12 protein-coding genes are annotated in these 18,708 nt (G+C 44.5%); 4 read left to right on the plus strand and 8 right to left on the minus strand.

Features of this window, described 5'->3' with window-relative positions:
- Positions 1-12 precede the first annotated feature (12 nt).
- Genes MHB71_RS09205 through MHB71_RS09220 form a run of 4 tightly spaced genes read right to left on the minus strand, consistent with a single transcriptional unit; the run spans position 13 to position 4,493 of the window.
- A complete protein-coding gene (locus MHB71_RS09205; protein ID WP_340029372.1) occupies positions 13-1,428 on the minus strand; it encodes a 6-phospho-beta-glucosidase in 1,416 nt (471 codons plus the stop codon).
- 11 nt (positions 1,429-1,439) lie between these two features.
- Entirely contained in the window at positions 1,440-3,341 is a 1,902-nt protein-coding gene (locus MHB71_RS09210) for a glucose PTS transporter subunit IIA (protein ID WP_340029373.1), read from the minus strand.
- 27 nt (positions 3,342-3,368) lie between these two features.
- Complete coding sequence (locus MHB71_RS09215) at positions 3,369-3,923, minus strand: DJ-1 family glyoxalase III (protein WP_340029374.1); 555 nt, start codon at positions 3,921-3,923, stop codon at positions 3,369-3,371.
- 12 nt (positions 3,924-3,935) lie between these two features.
- Positions 3,936-4,493, minus strand: a complete 558-nt coding sequence (locus tag MHB71_RS09220) for a DJ-1 family glyoxalase III (protein WP_340029375.1) — start codon at positions 4,491-4,493, stop codon at positions 3,936-3,938.
- 232 nt (positions 4,494-4,725) lie between these two features.
- Between MHB71_RS09220 and MHB71_RS09225 the strand changes: the two genes are divergently transcribed.
- The 4 genes from MHB71_RS09225 (at position 4,726) to MHB71_RS09240 (ending at position 8,492) form a co-directional block, all read left to right on the plus strand.
- Entirely contained in the window at positions 4,726-5,685 is a 960-nt protein-coding gene (locus tag MHB71_RS09225; RefSeq protein ID WP_340029376.1) for a LysR family transcriptional regulator, read from the plus strand.
- Between the two features lie 163 nt (positions 5,686-5,848).
- On the plus strand, positions 5,849-7,225 hold the full coding sequence (locus MHB71_RS09230; RefSeq protein ID WP_340030151.1) for an MmgE/PrpD family protein: 1,377 nt from the start codon (positions 5,849-5,851) through the stop codon (positions 7,223-7,225).
- Positions 7,226-7,475: 250 nt separating this feature from the next.
- Entirely contained in the window at positions 7,476-7,916 is a 441-nt protein-coding gene (locus tag MHB71_RS09235) for a CBO0543 family protein (protein WP_340029377.1), read from the plus strand.
- A gap of 105 nt (positions 7,917-8,021) precedes the next feature.
- Positions 8,022-8,492, plus strand: coding sequence for a ferritin-like domain-containing protein (locus MHB71_RS09240; protein WP_036671366.1), 471 nt, complete (start codon positions 8,022-8,024; stop codon positions 8,490-8,492).
- A 128-nt stretch (positions 8,493-8,620) separates the two neighbouring features.
- Here the strand turns inward: MHB71_RS09240 and MHB71_RS09245 are convergent, their stop codons facing one another.
- The 4 genes from MHB71_RS09245 to MHB71_RS09260 form a co-directional block, all read right to left on the minus strand.
- Positions 8,621-9,508, minus strand: coding sequence for a cation diffusion facilitator family transporter (locus MHB71_RS09245; RefSeq protein WP_340029378.1), 888 nt, complete (start codon positions 9,506-9,508; stop codon positions 8,621-8,623).
- A gap of 338 nt (positions 9,509-9,846) precedes the next feature.
- The gene (locus tag MHB71_RS09250; RefSeq protein ID WP_340029379.1) at positions 9,847-14,910 is read right to left on the minus strand and encodes a hypothetical protein; all 5,064 of its coding nucleotides are present in this window, start codon (positions 14,908-14,910) and stop codon (positions 9,847-9,849) included.
- A 271-nt stretch (positions 14,911-15,181) separates the two neighbouring features.
- A complete protein-coding gene (locus tag MHB71_RS09255; protein WP_340030152.1) occupies positions 15,182-16,390 on the minus strand; it encodes a GDSL-type esterase/lipase family protein in 1,209 nt (402 codons plus the stop codon).
- Positions 16,391-16,407: 17 nt separating this feature from the next.
- Complete coding sequence (locus MHB71_RS09260) at positions 16,408-18,639, minus strand: FAD-dependent oxidoreductase (RefSeq protein WP_340029380.1); 2,232 nt, start codon at positions 18,637-18,639, stop codon at positions 16,408-16,410.
- Between the last annotated feature and the right edge of the window lie 69 nt (positions 18,640-18,708).

An 18,708-nucleotide genomic window follows, 5' to 3' on the forward strand; every position in this document is an offset into this window, starting at 1 on the left:
CTTGACGAAGTGTTATATTATCTTCCCTTGACTTTTAATACATTCTTTATACCAGTAGAAAGAATCTTTTTTAACTCGCTTTAATGAACCCTTTCCATCATTGTCTTTATCGACATAGATTAAGCCATATCTCTTTTTCATCTCTCCTGTTCCGGCACTGACAAGGTCTATGCAACCCCAAGGAGTGTAACCTATCACTTCAACTCCGTCTTCCAGAATCGCCTTTTTCATCTCACTCACATGCTGTCTAAGGTAATCAATCCGATATGGATCATGCACTGACCCATCCTCTTCGAGCGTATCCACTGCGCCTAAACCATTCTCTACAATAAATAGCGGGATCTGATACTTATCATATAGCCAGTTTAATGTAATCCGGAGACCTACCGGATCAATCTGCCATCCCCATTCACTGGCAGGCAAGAGCGGATTTTTATAACCGCTTATTTCATTCCCTTCACTCTTGTCCTGATCGGTTGGATTAGCCATAACGACAGAGCTGGAGTAATAACTGAATCCGATATAATCTACGGTTCCTTCTCTCAGAATCAATTCATCCTCAGGAGCAGTTTCAATTTCCAATTGATGCTGCTTCAGGAACCCATAATATGAGCGTGGATATTTGCCTCTGACATGTACATCGAGAAAGAAGTAAGCTTGTTGAAGCTTTTTGACATGGGCAAGCACATCATCAGGGTCGCAGGTAGCTGCGTATGACGTTGGATGAAGGAACATACCGCCGATCATAAAGTCCGGGTTGATCTCTTTACCGAGTTTGACTGCTTTGGCACTGGCTATCAGCATATAATGCGCAGCCTGGTACATGGTCTGAAGTTTGTTTTCCCCATCGTTCCACTGAATGCCTCCCGGCTTCCATGGCTTGCGCACAATCATATTGATTTCGTTAAACGTCATCCAGTACTTAACCTTTGTCCGATATCTGGTGTAGACTGCTTCGCAGAAGTTTAAATAAAAGTCAATCAATTTACGATTGCGCCATCCCCCATATTCCGTCACTAGATGATATGGCATTTCGAAGTGAGATATGGTGACTACTGGCTGAATCCCGTATGCCAAACAGGTGTCAAACAAGTCATCATAGAATTGCAGACCTTCCTCATTCGGTTCCGTCTCATCTCCGTTTGGAAATATCCGTGTCCACGCGATGCTGGTTCGAAAGCATTTGAATCCCATCTCATGAAACAACTGAATATCTTCCTTGTATCTTGTATAAAAATCACTAGCCTGATGACTAGGGTAATATACATTCTCCTCAATTCCCTGTGTAATTCTTCGCTCCAAGCCATGTGTTGCTGCTGTCATGACATCTGCAACACTGACTCCTTTGCCGCGCTCATTCCATCCACCTTCTAACTGGTTGGCCGCTGCAGCGCCTCCCCAAAGAAAGTCTTCAGATAATTTACTCATATTTACCACCTCTAAGCGTGAATGCGTAACAGTGCTTCGTTTTGGACAACCCGATCCTCAGCAATCTGCTCAACACTCTGATATTCAAAAGTATTCGATATAATGATGGGCACGACCGTATCGAATCCTGCTGCCCGAATAGCTTCATGATCATATTCGATCAGCAGATCTCCTTGCTTAATCACCTGATCCTGCTGCACATAAGCTGTGAAATGCTTTCCTTTCAACTTGACGGTGTTAATCCCTACGTGAACAAGCATCTCCACTCCTTCATTCGACATCAGTCCAATGGCATGTTTGGTTGGGAACAGCGATACAACTTTACCGTCAAATGGCGCGTATACTTTGCCATCGATTGATTCAACTGCAGCACCGCTCCCCAGAGCAAAGATGGGATCGTCGATTTCAGTTATATTTTTAACTATCCCGTTAATCGGAGAGCCAATGATTAGTGTTCCGGTTGGTCGAGTCAAAGCATGGGATTCTGAGGTCGACGTAATCACATTAGCGGCAGCAGAACCATCTGTTCCATTGCCAACACTTGCAGTAACTGGAGCTGGAATCTCTTCTTCAATTCCCCAGATCAAGACGGCAACCAGTGCAAGCGTAATGCTGATTGCTACCCCGATAATGATGTGTATATAACTGTCAGCGATATAGGTTGGCAAGGCCAGGATACCTGGCAGAATCAGAGCCGTTGCTCCTCCACCCCAGAAATTGATGTAAGCTGCTCCGATACCTCCTGCAAGCATCGCACAGATAAATGGGCGCTTGTACTTAAGGTTGAATCCGAAGATAGCCGGTTCGGTAATACCAAACATCGCCGTTACACCACTGGATAGAGCACTGGATTTGCTCGCTTTATGTTTCAATAAGAGGAATACACCAATACATGCCCCGGCTTGAGCCAGATTTCCAGTCAAGTTTGCAGGTGAAACTACCGAGTATCCATATTCAGCAATCAGCTGGCTGTTAATTGGAGTAATCGCGTAATGCATGCCAAATATAATTAAAAGGGGTCTGAATGTTCCAAATAAAAATGCACCAATGACGCCATTCACCGTATACAAATACGTTACAATTTGAGCAACTCCACTGCCGAAGTAGGTTCCTAAAGGTCCGAAAACAATTAATCCAAGTGGAACCATAATGAACAACACAATCATCGGCACAAACAAAATTTTAAACATATCGGGTATTCGCTTATTAACAAACCGGTAAACGTAGCTCATCACCCAAACCGAAATAATAATCGGAATGATCGTTGATTTATAGTTCACGAGCAATAATGGAAGGCCGAAAAAGCTTAAACTGGTAACACCCGTCTCTGCCACTTTTGCTGCACCTTCCATAATGGTGGGATACATGTAAGCCCCGGCAAGGGCCACAGCCAGATATTCGTTGGTTTTGAACTTCTTGGCCGCGCTGACTGCAAGGAAGAAGGGGAAAAAATAGAAAATAAGATCGCTAATCAGACTAAAGGTTTGGTACGCACCACTTGTTGTCTCAAGAAGATTCATTGTCGTCAGGATTGCAAGCACAGACTTCACCATACCGCACCCAATCAACACTGGAATGACTGGCCCGAATATACCTGCCACCGTTTCCACGACTCGGGAAATCACATTCTTTTTTTGTTGTACTGCTTTCACTTCAATGTCCTGATTTTCCAAGTCAAGCTTTTCACTTACTGCGTCAAAAACGCTTTTCACTTTTGCGCCAATGATGATCTGTAACTGACCGCTGTTAAACTGGGCTCGCAAGACACCTTCCAGTCGATCAAGCGCTTTCAAGTTAACCTGAGACTCATCTTTTACGTTGAATCTCAATCTGGTTGCACAATGCGTGGCATACGTAATATTATCCTGTCCAATGTTAGCGATAATCTCCTTAGCCAATTCCTCTGTTTTCATATGATTCCCCCGCCCTCTTAGCTGTCTTTACTTGCCTCCGGCAAAGTTGTATAACATCTTTTCACGTAGGCCTGATGTATCTTTGCCGAAGATTTCTGCAATTTTGTATGCAAATGGATAAGGTGTTGCAGGCCCTTGGCTTGTAACGAGATTCTGGTCAGCTACGACGACTTCATCCTTGAAGATGCCGCCAATCAATTTCTCAGCGTACCCTACATAACCTGTTACCTGTTTTCCCTCAATGACCTTGGCATCGGACAGTACCACCGTACCGGAACACATTGCGCCAATGTGCTTGTTGTTCTGATTGAAGTACTGCACCATGTCAATCACATCTGGATTTTCCTTCAGGTTTTGTCCACCTGGGCGGCCTCCCGGCAGAACGATCATGTCATACTGCTTTACTTCTTCGCCAAAAGGTTTGTCTGCTTCTACAAAGATGCCGTGCATGCCCTTAACCAACTTATCACCAAAATAAAACGTGTCACAGGTCAATCCCGCTCTTCTCAAAATATCAACAATCGTCAGCGTTTCTCCCTCTTCGTAACCTTCCGCCATCAATACTGCTACTTTATTCGTCATTTCAGTTCCCTCCTATTCAGCATCAAATGCATTGAAATAAACCATACGATTTTTGACAGCCATACTGTCTCCGCCTAAGGCATCCACTAATGCAAAAGCGAAAGCATAAGACGTCGCAGGGCCACGGCTTGTAATCAGATTTCCATCTTTAACAACAATATCTTCTTTAAAAGTACCGCTCGTTTCAATTTTCTGATCATAACCTACATAAGCGGTAAAATTTTTGGTCTCCAACACACCTGCTTTGCCTAGTGCAAGAGGTGCTGCACACATGGCTGCTACATATTTGCCGGACTGGTTCATTTCCTGAATAAGTTGAATTACACGGTCATCATCACGAAGATTAGCGGCCCCAGGCATTCCTCCAGGGAGTACAATCATATCGTAGGTTTTAACATCTTCACTGATAAGCGCATCAGCCTTGACCACGATGTCATGACTACCACGAACCATTTCACCCGCTGTACTAATCATGTGACATTCGATATGTGCTCTTCTCAAAATATCAACAATCGTCAGGGTTTCACTTTCTTCAAATCCTTCTGCTAATAGAACTGCAACTTTACTCACGCAGATAACCTCCTGTTAATTATATTTTGGAGCAGACATTTGCATATTGCTCACGCTTACACTGCTATGGACATCGTGAATACATTCATAATTTATCATAGATATTCGCAACCCCAAAGCACATTTAGATTGCTTGTATGTAACTAATAGTTGCAGTATGATGATCTTTAACCGTGTTGCATCTATAGTGTTTACATCAGAGTCACAAAGAAGATTACCTCAGGAGGTATGCATGCTTAATAACTATAAATATTTTTTGGTTCTGTCCGAAGAGTTAAACATTTCCAATGCAGCGAAACGACTATATATTTCCCATCAATCACTCAGCAAATACCTAAAAAGCTTGGAAGAAAAACATGGTGTTGCGTTCTTCGAAAGAAAACCTAAAATTGCGCTGACAGCAGCGGGGAAAATTATGCAAGATACGCTTCGTCAAATTGAGCTGCTGGATCAAAACATGGAGAATCAACTTACTGATCTTAAAGAGGATAAGTCAGGCACGATTCATTTTGGCGTTACCGAAGGGCGCTATCCCATTATCGTGCCGAAATTATTAAAAGAGTTTTATGCCCTGCATCCCAAAGTGGAGCTTAAAATTCATCGTACAACCTCACCGCAAATGCAGGAGATGGTGTTAAACAATTCACTGGATCTGTTTCTCTCGGGTGTAGACAATATCGTAACGCAAAATGTAAAGTATGAAACGATTCTGCTTGAACAGATGTACATGGTGATCTCGGACAATTTGCTCAAGCAGTATTTCCCTGATCAATATCCCGAGTGCATCGAAACATTTAACCAGGGTGCGGATTTGAGTCTGTTTCAACATGTCCCCTTTGTTCTGAATAAGAAAAACTTCAATTCCCGTATTTTGCTCGATAAACATCTCGCTGAACGTAACATATCCCTGCATTGTATTAACGAATTGACGCAACCGGATATCCATCACCTGTTGTGTGCTGAGGATTACGCGGCCAGTTTTTCATTAACGATGTATCTTTCAGGGATTCATGCATTAAATGAGTCTAATCATACGAATTCTCACCTTCATGTATTTCCAATCGCTGAGTTTTCCTATCTTCACCCGCTCGCATTGATCTATCACAAATCTAAAATTTTCCCCTCTTACGTAGAGGATTTGAAAAAAATAGTCAAACGTTATTGCACCCCTTCATTGCATCAAAGCAATTGAATCATATTGGCGTTCAATTACTTATGTGCATACAAAAGTTGAGTTAGTGCAGTTAACTTGTGCTTGAGTTCAACATCATGCCAACTTTATATTTTTGTTATGTAAACTTCCCGTGTATTTGCGGATTGAAGTCAAAATAACGAGGTGAACTGTTGTGAATCATATGATTGTAGAACTTGCCAACTACGTAACCCGTCTTCAATATGAGGATCTTTCCGAGAGGGCTATCGAAGTAGGTAAACAGGTAATACTCGACTCTTACGGTAATATGGTATTTGGTCGATACTCCGAAACAAGTGAACGCATTTTGGAATATGCAAGATTGGCAGACTCTATTATTAAAAATGAAGACTTGGTCTCATTGATTGGTGAACAGGATGTTCGCACTAGTACAGATCATGCTGTCTTCATTCATACCATGATGGCACGTTGTGCAGATCTGGATGACGGCTATCGCCACGCCATGGGCCACCCTGGATCTGTGCTTGTTCCGCTCCTGCTAAGTATGGCTCAGCTTCACCGAAACGATGGGAAACAGATGATCACCGCCATTGTTGCGGCTTATGACGTATATGCTCGGTTAGGCGAAGCGATCAATCCATTTATGTACCGGGAAAGAGGATTTGATGCTACCGGGGTATGCGGTGCTGTTGCAGCAGCGGCCTTGGTAAGTAAATTAACAAATGCAGATGCCAAGCAGACCAAGGATGCGATGGGGATTGCTTCTCTGTTCACAGGAGGTTTGATTGAATATCAGAATGATGGAACTTCAGGGAAAATTTTATGCAGCGGCTGGGCGGCATTGACCGGATTAAGGGCCGTGAGACTGGCATCCTGTGGTTTCACGGGTCCTGATGCAGCTTTGGAAGGAAAATATGGATTCTTTCAGGCTTTCAAAGGAACAAGCGGGCATTGTGACACAAGTCATGTGTTGGAAGGACTGGGAACTGATTTTAAAGTGACTGACATTTATTTCAAACGTCATGCCTGCCAGCGTGGATTACACGCCACTCTGGATGCTATGTTGGAACTTCGTGAAGACTATAGTTTAACACCATCCAAGATCAAGTCTGTTGATGTGAGGACCTCTTCATTTGTATATCGTCTGACGAATCCTAAACCCAAGACCGCAATCGGAGCACAGGCCAGCACACAATTCACTTCAGCCGTGGCTCTCAAATACGGTCGTATGGACTCAGAGGAATTAATATTCAATAGCTTCACCGATCCGGAGGTTCAGGAGCTGGTGCAAAAAATTACAGTAACCCTGGATGATGAAGTGCAGCAATATCTGGCTGATCATCCGACTCATTTTTGCGCTGCCCATGTTGTTATAACAACACATGATGGCAATATATATGAACGGTGGATGCCTGTACCTCTAGGCGATATGGAAACTCCGTTTGGCTGGAATATGCTTGAACAGAAATTCAATCGATTTCTTGCAGGCACACCTTTTGATGGAAACAAACAAGAACGATTCGAGTTTATTCGTAATCTGGAACATATGAATCATGTGGATAAGCTGCTCCGTTTCTAAACGAATTTAAACTGCATTAATGTAAGTTTACTAAATGCGCTAAAAAAGGTCGCTTACCCTTGTTGGATAAGCGGCCTTTTTAACGTTTGGACTCACACATGCCTATTTCGAATTTGCTAATATGCATTATATCCCATGAAGTTGGTTAACTTATACAACACCACTTGTATTGAAGTGAGAGAAATCCGATAAATGCTGATGCGGCTTATAGTTAAACTACAGAAGTAACAAAGCTTTGGAGGAAAATGGCATGTTAGGAAACATTCTGCTGGGTATGGTCATTCCCATTATAGTGGGTGTATGGATTCTGCGTCGGAACTTTACAATCCTTATTCTATATTATCCACTTGGTGTGGCTATTTCAGCATCCATCAACAATATCGGATTTAATTACTTCTGGAATATTCTGCCGAATACTCATAATCAATCCTTGGCTGCTCTTCCAATGGATCTAGGAGTCTATCCGATCGCCGGCTGTCTGATGATGTATACGATTTTAGAAAAAGGTGCCAAGCCATGGTTGGCGATTCTTGTTGCATCATTGTCGCTGACATTAATTGAATGGGTTGCCAAAATAATGGGGCATGTCATTTATTTTCATGGATGGAACATTCTTTGGACCTTTTTGTCATACCTCCTGCCATTTGTTCTTGCTTATGGTTACAGTAAACTATTAAGGTATATGAAGTGAAGTTTTACTTAACTTTCCACTAATAAGGCAGGACAGATGATATGGGTTAACGCTGATGGGCATACGTGCATATCTTAACTCATATTTGTCTTGGAGGGATTCTTAATGTATGTGGCATATCCTTATGGTTACAGGTACACTTTTACTCCGGTATGGGCAACATCATCAGCCGAAGCACTCGAATTAATCAAAACGGCTGTGCAAGGAGAACGAAACGATGAGGTGTTCTATGATTCACTGATTCAGTTGTCACCCGATGCCAATCAGGCTGCCATCATCACGAGCATCCGCAATGATGAACGAGGACATAATCAAATGTTCCGCCAAATGTACAAGGATCTGACAGGTCAGGAGATTACGGGCATAAGCAGTGAGCCGGTTGAGACGGTCACCTCTTATCTTGCCGGACTGCAAAAGGCGTTTCAGGGTGAATTGGCGGCCGTGGAAAAGTATAGAAAAATATGGTTTGGTCTCCCTTATGGCATATATAAAGACACGGTGTGGGGAATCATCCTGGACGAACAGAAACATGCGGATAAATATAACAATCTGATTACCTACAATTTGCCGAGATAGTCATGTATGGGATGAAAAACGCGCGTATTCTTTTAAAAATGAACAATTGAAATCAACGAAAAACCAGTGAATGAGTAAAGCTCACTGGTTTTTTTGCTTTGCCGAGTCGCTCTTTTATAATCCTGAGTTTAAATGCACTCTTCCAACGTATCAGGTTCCACATGAACGTGAACAGTGTATACGTCATGCTCCTCCATTAACTCGTTCTCCACGTCTGTACAGATATCGTGTGCTTGTTGAAGATCCAGCTCAGCATCAACTGTTATGACAACGTCTACTACAACGTTATTGCCATAGTTCCGCGCTCTCACGTCTTTAACTGTCTCTACGCTGTCAATTCCGGCAATCGTTTTTTTGTACTCCTGAATCAGTTCAACATCAAAACCATCCGTCAGATGATGTGTGGCTTCCTTGAAAATGTCCCAAGCGGTCTTGCAGATCAGGAAACCTACAATGACAGCCGTTACAGGGTCCAGCCATGGGAGGCCGAACTGGGAACCCACGATCCCAATGACCGTACCGGTGCTCACCCAGGCATCGGAGATATTATCTCGAGCTGCAGCCATGACTGCCTGACTTTTAATACGAGTAGCAAGTCTCTTGTTATAGCGATAGACCAGATACATGATAACTGCGCAGAAAATGCCTGTGTACCCAGCGATGATATCCGGAGATTCATGTTTACCCTGAAACACAGAACCAATGGCTTGAAACAGTACTTGTAAACCTATTGCCATCATAATGAAAGAAGCAACAAGTGACGCAACGGTCTCTGCTCTCCAGTGACCATATGTATGATCTGTGTCGGCTGGGCGTTGGGCAAGCTTCAAACCGATCAGTACAGCTATTGAGGCCACAATATCGGTGGCATTGTTTAATCCATCCGCCTTGAGCGCTTCTGATCCGGCCATATTGCCAACGATCAGTTTTAATACGGTCAAACATATGTAGGCGATAATGCTGATGATAGCTCCGCGCTCTCCCAGCTTTAGATTATCGTATTTAAGTTGATCCACATGATATCCTCCTGCAATCTTCAATTCAAGCACGTGTATGATGGTACCATTGAAGATTTGTGTGGGTCTAGAGAAACGTTTTGAGTGTGACGAAACATAATCTGAACGCGGCAATTTTTTTACGAGTATCCAAAAAAGTTGGATTTGGCAAACTTAAGTGATTAATGGGTGGTAAGAGGAAGGTGGCCGACTGCCTTCCCTTGTAACCACACTTTCTTGCACTTCGACACAAAGAGCCAAATGGATCGTTTTGATCCACTCGGCTCTTAGCGTTATTTTACAATAATTTGTATAACATCACTTACCGTTGTTCCACTTCCATTCATAATTCACTGCCATTATTCAGAAAGTGTCGGTTCAACTGGCACCTTATTGGGAAGCGGCTCCGAATCATCGGAATGTCGTTCGAACATAACAGCGTCAACCCTCGTATAGATCATATCCGCAGGAAGCGTTGGCGGGTCTACCGTTGTAGGCGTAACTCTGGTTAGCCGGACATACTCGCTGCCGTCACCCGTAAAGTCGAACGTCCCCAGATTAACCCAACCCGATGATCCGGCCGTTGCATCCATATAGGTGACCTCGGTACCCGTTTTATGTTTCACTTCCACTTTGACATTGTTATCGTTTGCGGTCGTATGGACGAGTTTATAGATCGAGACCGTATATTTCCCCTCTGGGAACTGGCCTTTCCACGTTGCTGATGAACCTTGAACTGTTGAATAGCGGGATTTAACCCCAATTTTGTATCCGGCTAAATTGCTTTGGCTCCACGACCCTTCTGTCGTGTATAACCCCATTGTATTTGTACTGTCCACGATAACCGTTAGGTCCCTGATCGTGATATTCAAAGGTGGTGTGGTTAAGGTCACTCCGTCAACCGTAACAGTAGCCCATACCTCAATGTGATCCGTGTCTCCATCAAGATTAAGAAGGGTCAACACCCCACTGCTATTCACTTCAGCCAGATCCGTACGATCAACGAAATACTGCACATCTGCCTGTGTAAGATCACCGACCAAACCGTTATCCAAATAACCTGTTACGCTCAGTTTTGCGGTTTGAGTCATCTGCAGCTCGTTCCGATCGGACATGATCACAGCAGACTCCAATTGCGGTATCCTGTTTGGATCCACCCACATGATTGCATCGGCAACGACTCTGGCCTTGTTGGCCTTATTGGTTAATTCCACGTACCCGCTATCGCCTGCAGCAAAAGGATAATCCCCCAGGTGCACCCAAGTACCATTCGCTGTTGTCTCATCAACTGTCACCGTCTCGGAGCCTCCGCTATAATAAACGGTAAATGAGGCATTTGTTGCCCAATTTTCACTCGCAACAGTGATTTGCGGAATCTTGTAATACACACTGTAAGTGACACTTTCTGGCAGCTCAGGCCGCCATCTCATTTTGCTTGTCGCTGTGCCGGTCGTAGATTTGGCATACACATAGTTATCATAATAATAATCGTTAGCCGTCGTATCCCTTATCCAGACGCCTTCTGTCTCCGCCTCTGTATTATCCACAATGATGGTTGAACTATCCTGCCCATCGGGTTGGACTGGAGTTTCCGTTACCTTATCAGGCAGATAAAGTGTCCGCTTGCGGGTCTGTTTCCCCTCCGATTCCACGTAATACGTGAAGGTTTGAGATAAATCATTCACTCGTATCGACCATTCCATCGGGTATATCGTATCTGGGATGGTCGTGTACGTGGCCCCGCCATCCAAGGAATAATGGATTGTCGCTGGTTTTGTCGTTTTGGCCTGCATATAAGCATCATAGACCGTTTCGTCGGGCTTAACGATCAGCATGCCTTTAACTGCATCAATTGGACTGTGGGTATCAAAGAAATAACTTGCATCCGATGTATCTGCCGTTCTGACCTGATGTAGCGGTACATCAATATCGAGTCCCTCTACAATGATCGCGGTGATTCCCTTGCCTGAAACCGTGGCTTGAATGATTCCACCACTCATAACCGTTTGCTCTGGTGTACCATTGTCACGGATGATTGTTACGGCGTAATCTTGTGCCAGGTTGAACCCAATGATTTGTTCATTTAATTCAATTGGAGTCTGAACTTCTTCTGAAGATGCGTTGCTTAACCCGATGTAGAATTTATCCCCGCTCTCACCGGTTATCCAGTTTAATTGAGGATGGTTGGTCTTAATAATCCCCTTGGGCATCCATAGCCAAACGTCGGAGTTACCATAAAATTGACCTGGTTTATTCCCATAGAGGTGATATTTGAACCATAAAAAATTCGTTTCAAAAACGGAAGGAAACGTAATACTGCCGTTCGATTTCAATGATTGTTCGCTGATCAAATAATCCATCGTTTGCCCGAGCTGCCCCGGGATATGGTGATAATAGATGGATGTAGCCCCGCTTGGGCCTTCCAGAGGAAAGTCCGGTTCAAGTTGGCTAACGGCGAAGCCTTTATAATAATAACCTGGATAACTGGAATATCGTCCAATAACCGCATTATGAGCAATATCCTGCAGTAGTTTATCCCCTGTATAAAGCGACAATCTCAACATGAATGGAGCTTCCTGAGCATTCATCCGATAATAACCGGTTGTACTTCCTGCTTCAAACGTCAATCCGCTTGGTGAAACAAGCGAACGCTCCGCTTGAACACCTCCGGCAATATCTTCTGGAAGCTTGAGTCTTGGATATTGAAATTTACCACTTTCCGGCCAATGGAACGACTCCGCGTAATTATATGTCTCCGGCTGAGGAATCGTAACGTTACCTTCAGGAACTGGACGAGCAACAAACATCGTTGCATACCGTTTGGCTTCCTTATAGGCGGCATCCAAGTATTTGGGATCCTGCGTTTCCTCATATAGCTCCAAGATCTCCATCCACAGCTTGCTATAATAATAAATGAACTCATTTTTGCTCACATCGACGGATGCAGGCGTATCGATATGTTGCGTGATATAACTGTCGGCTGCATCCTTCGCAGCTTGCAAATACTGTGCATCTCCCGTCATCCGATACATCATCAGGGGCTGAATGACAGGCCCACGGTCTTTTTGATCCGGGTCACGCACAAGATACTCTTCCTGTGCCAATGCCCCAATTCCTGCCGAAGTGCCCATCATCTGATTGACAGCGGCTACGCTTGAAACATCAAACGGCAGAGTAGCCATTTTCCATAACGAAGGCACACCGTATACTTTTTTCTGCGTTGGTGACCAACCTATACCATTTCGGGATACGCCATACTGGACGGACGGCAGTGCTCTCGTATCATATAGCTGGTCATCTCCAGTTAAATAATAAGCCCCCAAAAGAACCGCATTCGAGCTTGTTCGGACGCTATCCTCGTTTTCGATATCGATAAAACCCTTGGCACGGCTCCACCACCCGCTGGGTGATGGGACATAATTCACAGAGTCGTCCCCTTGCGGCTCAATTTTAAGGAGATCAATCATATTAAACATCGCGTCAGTAAGCGACTGATCTGACACATTTTCCCGGTATGCCGAATAATCGTACTCATTGCGAAGAATATCCACGTAGGACTCATATAGATTGCTTTTTTGAGCGATTAGCCCCATATGAAATTGATACGTGCTTTCTGCGGTCATTTGCGAATAAGTCCCTAATTGAGGCGCATACAGGATTGGTTGCACACTACCTTCGTTGTTGACCAGGCTCATGCCAAGCCGTTGTTTCGTCACACCTCCCGTCGGTTCAAATTCAACCGGAAGCTCTGCCGAAGGTACAAATACGCCATACGTTAATGGATTTCCCGAACCATCTTTTTTCTCAACTAGGCTCATCGGAGCGCTCAGCTCTCTTAAACTTGTTGATTCCACCGTACCTACCATTTTGGCATGTGACCGGAATCCATTTAACACTTCATTGATGCCCGAGACTGCCTCTGTTGTGAAGGACTGATATCCAATCACATAATTGCCGTCGCGGCGAGGCGTAAAGGCAAAAGAAACATCTGGTTTATCCCCCGCCATGGACCAGTTCACTTCAAAATCGTAATCACTGCCATGCGTAGAATCGGTTAATAGCGCCGTCTGGCTGTCGGGAAAATGGACCCCGTCGAATGTAATCCAGCGCTTGTTCATCGTATCGTAGTAATTGGTTCGGCTGCCCGCGTTCCCATCTAATAAAACCCATTGCTCCTCAAGTCTTTCCGATTCATTATTGATTGGCATCCAGTTTCCCGTTTCCGTGTTCTTGTAGAACATGTCACGAACGATGGATTTGCCTCCATCCCATGCTGCCTCATAGAAGGTTGCCTTGTAGTTAGCATTTTCGATGCTGCCTTTCTCTGTGTAACTGAGATTTGCTAAGGTACGGCTTCTTAGCGGGGGCAACGGTGGTGCTTGTTGACGGATATTCCCCTCGAACTTGACTGCATCAGCCCGCGTAATAATTGTACCCGTAGAAGGCTGTGTTCGAGTCAGCCTGACAAATTCGCTATCATTACCACTAAACTCATACTCCCCCAGATCCACCCATCCAACCGATGGACCTGACGAAGGTCTTAGATCCATAAACTTAACATCCGTAATCCCGTTATGAACAATCTCAATTTTCACATTACTATCTGCTTTATCCGCCCAATCCAGCTTATAGAACGATATTCTCGCCGTCCCTGCTTCCAAGCGTGGATTCCAGGTGATGCTTCTACCTACAGCGTCTGTAAATTTGGAACTGGAATTATTGTATCCCTTCACTCCCGCGCTTGTGCTCCAATATGGAGCGGAGAATCCGTTATTAGCGTTGCCGGAATCAACCGTAACGACATGATCAATTGTGAGGCTCCCATCATCAATGATGATTGTCTTATGTGGCTCTTTCTGCGTTATATTCCCTTCGAACTTGACCGCATCCGCGCGTGTAAGGATCGTGTTTGTGGTGCCGGTAGACCGGGTCAATTGAACGAATTCTTCACCAACTCCAGAAAAATAGTACTCTCCCAAATCAACCCACCCTGCTGGAGCGCCAGATGAGGGTCTTAGATCCATAAAGACTACATCCGTTGTTCCATTATGAACAATTTCGATTTTTACATTGCTATCAGCCTTATCCGCCCAATCCAGCTTATAGAACGATATTTTCGCGGTTCCTGCTTCCAAGCGTGGATTCCATGTTATCGTTCTGCCTGCTGTACTCGTATATTTGGTGCTGGAAAGATCATACCCCTTCACCCCTGTGCTTGTAGTCCAATTTGGAGCCACATATCCATTGTTCTCGTTACCCGCATCAGGTGTCACAACATCATTGATCTTGATACTCCCGTCATCGATGATAATCGTCTGATAAGGTAAGGTCTCCGCATCAGCGGCCCTTATTCCGATCAGGCTGGAAGGAACTACGACCGTCAACATGAAAACGATGAAGAAAAGCAGCTTCCTTTTGACCATACAATTCACAGCCTCTCCTTAAAATGATAACGCTTCCATAAATGCATTACCTTTTGCTCAAATGATTGTAAAAAAGCAATTAACCTTCCCCTTCTGTCTAATTCCGCTCTGTCGTTTTTATCTTAGCATGTTACATGACGGTGAAATTTCTTTCATTTTAAGAATTTCTTATACGATTTTAAGTAAAAAAAGAAACCTACATCCTAATTGATTGCTCAGTTGCAGTCAGATAGAATATAGGTCTTTCAAGTGTTCCAAGAGGACTTATCAATTATAAAGGCGGCTGCACCAATAACAACTTTCCAAGCTGAATGACCGTTTGATCATACCATGCTTGATGCTGCCGAACATGTTCCATACTTCGTTCATTGCCACTTGCCTCAAACACGGCCGCTTTGTCAGTTTTCTCGTGATCGATCTCGAAGAGAACTGTATGTTTCCCATTTGGTAGCTCCGGCAAGAAAACATATTGATTTCGATTATGATCATTATAGGGTGTGAATCGATCAACAAGGAAGGGTTCCCCTCCATCCACCGACACCTTCAATCTGCCAGAATCCGGCCCCCCGATATCAAATAAGCCGATGTGGGTTCCCTCAAACTCCACTGTGATCGCCTCTCCGGGATCAACTGCTCGCCATAGACCGGGGAACAACCAATCGTACTCACGCACTAAAGGAAAATCATCAGGGGTCATGTAAGACCACCCTGCGGAAAAATGAGTAAGACGATCCAGTGGCAGCATGGTTGCATACTCCCAAGGATTGGACGGGACCAAGGGGTCCTGCGGCAAGTGATGTTCGACTTTTCCCACGTGATCTCGAAGTTCTCTGATTTTCTCAAACGACCGGGTGATTGTATCGGTGTAAATCTGATGTCCTTTGGGGATCGTTGGATGGATCGAATCATGCGTGAAAATAACGGCTCCGGGGATGGATACGTCTGCCCTTGAAGTAAAAATAAGCTTTCCATCCGAAACCAATTGACTGACCGCTACGCCCAGATGAATCGAAGGAATGCCGTAATAGTCGGCGACTTCCTCTTGCATAAGAGCGCCCTTCTGGTATTCGCCGGATTGAAATGAGGTCAAATCCCGCTCCTTGATCGTATATACAAACAGGATATCGATAAACCGGCTGCGCTTGCGAATCTGTCGGACAATGCCTTCGATCCGCGCCTTGGATTCGGGAACTCCGCCATCGTTGCCAACGAATTCAACAAATACGAGATCAGGCTGATGACGAAGCACATCTGTCTCTAAACGGGCGCAGCCGAGGTCCGATCCTGTCCCATCAATGCCTGCGTTCACAGCGTGGATATCGGCATGGGGATATTGCCCTCGCAGCCAATCCGCCGTCATGACCCTATATCCTTTCGAACGTGTATTACTACCGCCGAAATAAACGATGGTCACGGTTTCTCCATTTTCCAACTTCTGAATGACATTAGGTAGCCCTCTTCGTGGGAAAAATTCCTTCATCACGACTTCACCCGCCCTCACTTAGCGTTATTAGGAGCATAAAGTTTTACAGCAAACACTTCATAATAAGGCGAACCATACGTTGCACAGAAATCAAACCGGATGTGGGTTACACCTTGTGCAAACACCTGATGTTTGTTCAACGAAAGATAATTCCCACGGACTTTAATTTCACTCTCGCTTCCATCTTCCAAAGTTAAAGTCACATCATAATCTTGAATCAACGACTCGATTGGATCATCGAAATGCTCCAAATTCAGCTGCGAATTGAAAACAAGATGGATTTCATCCAGATTCTTGGGGCTTGCAAAACCAAATTCCAACCATTCCTGTCCTTCCGTACGTTCCGAAATCCAGCTGTTCGGAAGACCATAAGGTCTGGAGAAACCGTTGACGACATTCGCGGGATTATACATATCCTGGGATGGTAGCAGATCCTTGAAGCAAATGCTCTTATTAAGTTTCTTCAACCTGGATGGCTCTTCCGGTCTATAAAGGAAGCTCACCGCTCCTGTCATTTTTTCTTCATTGCCATATACAGCAAGGTCCGACGTACCTTCCAATACGATGTAGATTTTGTCGTCTTCTGGCTTCTTGCAACTGAGGTCCAGTGTAATCCAGTCATCGTGACCCGCTGAAATCACCAAGTTGTAGCCTTTCAGCTCGCTGGTGGGAATATAGTTTTCCTTTCGATCCCCGCCAAACAGCTTCACTTGCAACGTTTCCGAATACTCGGATCTATTTTTAATTTTGATCTGCACGCTTTCAACTACGGATGTCTGAATCGGCAAGACCAAACATAACGCGTTCTCCAAGGATATCTCTTCGGTTGGATGAAGTTGTTCATAACTTCGCTGAGACGAGGCACGAATCGTTAATCCGTCTGCGAAATAAGGATCTAACGGCTCTTGAAGCCCTACAATCGTTTGCCCGTCTCGAAGCAGCTGCGCCTGAAGTTCACCCATATGGGCTTTGACGATGTCCGCAGGGTCTGTATCATATTTTACGCATAACGCAGCAGCCGTTCCTACCGCCTGCCCCATACAACCACAAGTTGCCATCACCCTTGTAGACCCAAAAGCCACATGAGTAGCGCTTATATTACGGCCAGCAAACATGAGATTTGGGATATTACGTGAAAACAAGCTGCGAAACGGGATATTATACAATCCCGGCACAAAATTCCATGCTGTAGCCGGCCCTTCATCGTAGATGCCTTTATTTGCATGCAGATCCATATACCAACCTCCAACGGATACCGCATCTTCGAAATGAGTCTTTGCTGTAAGATCGTTCTGAGACAGCATGTGTTCACCTATAAACCGTCTCGACTCTCGCTTTCCAGGAATCGGGCATACATAATCCAGGATGAGGTTGTCTACATCATCAAACTCACCGCTATTTTTGATATAATCCCAGATCCCGTATACCAATTTTCGCAGTTCCAATGCAATGTCTTCATTATTCTTGATAATATCCATATGTCCGCCGTATTCCAGCCACCACAATCCGCCAAGCCCGTTGATTTTCCTTGGAAAAGATCGATGGTTTAATCCTTTTCTGATACTATCAAAAAACTCCAGCTTCGTAATATCATACGCAAAGCCTGGCCTTTTGTAAGGAACGGAATAGTTTACGTCACGAGCTTGAAACAGAATCGTATCACCCATCGTGTAATGATCTGCCACTTCTGGAGCGAGCTCCTCCTGGTATTCAAGCTTCGCCTCTCTTCCCCATCGGAAGTGAGCACCTGCTTGGTATCCAACAATTCCATCACCGGAGCAATCGATATAGGTTGGGCTTTCAAAACGAAATTTTCTTTCGGAAGCCAATTGAAGGCCCTCCACCCATTTGATTCTGCCGTTCTCCATGCCCGTTTCATGCACACATGTATTCAGAAATAGAGAAATGTTGGGCTCATCATACACCATGTCAAGCAAGACCGTATCCGAAAGTGAAAGCATAAGCTTTTTGTTGTATAACGGATTATAATGAAAGATCTTCAGTTTGAGTTCTTCCACCAACCCGCCTTCGCGAGCATAATAGGATGGACTATTTCCGAGATATGCAGACCCGTTAATGTGAACTCTGACCTCGCTGCTCGCATTTCCCCCCAGAACCGGTCGATCATTAATAAGTGAAACCTGCAGCCCTTGGCGTGCGGCAGCAATGGCAGCGCATATCCCGGCAATTCCTCCACCTATGACGGTTACATCTGCTTTCATAAGCTCCATTTTGATAACCTCCATGATTAGATGCTCCTATCATGGTAATGGTTTTGACCCCTTTTTTTTTACAGGATTTCGCGAAAAAATCAT

Source organism: Paenibacillus sp. FSL H7-0940 (assembly GCF_037979415.1).
Classification (GTDB): domain Bacteria; phylum Bacillota; class Bacilli; order Paenibacillales; family Paenibacillaceae; genus Paenibacillus; species Paenibacillus amylolyticus.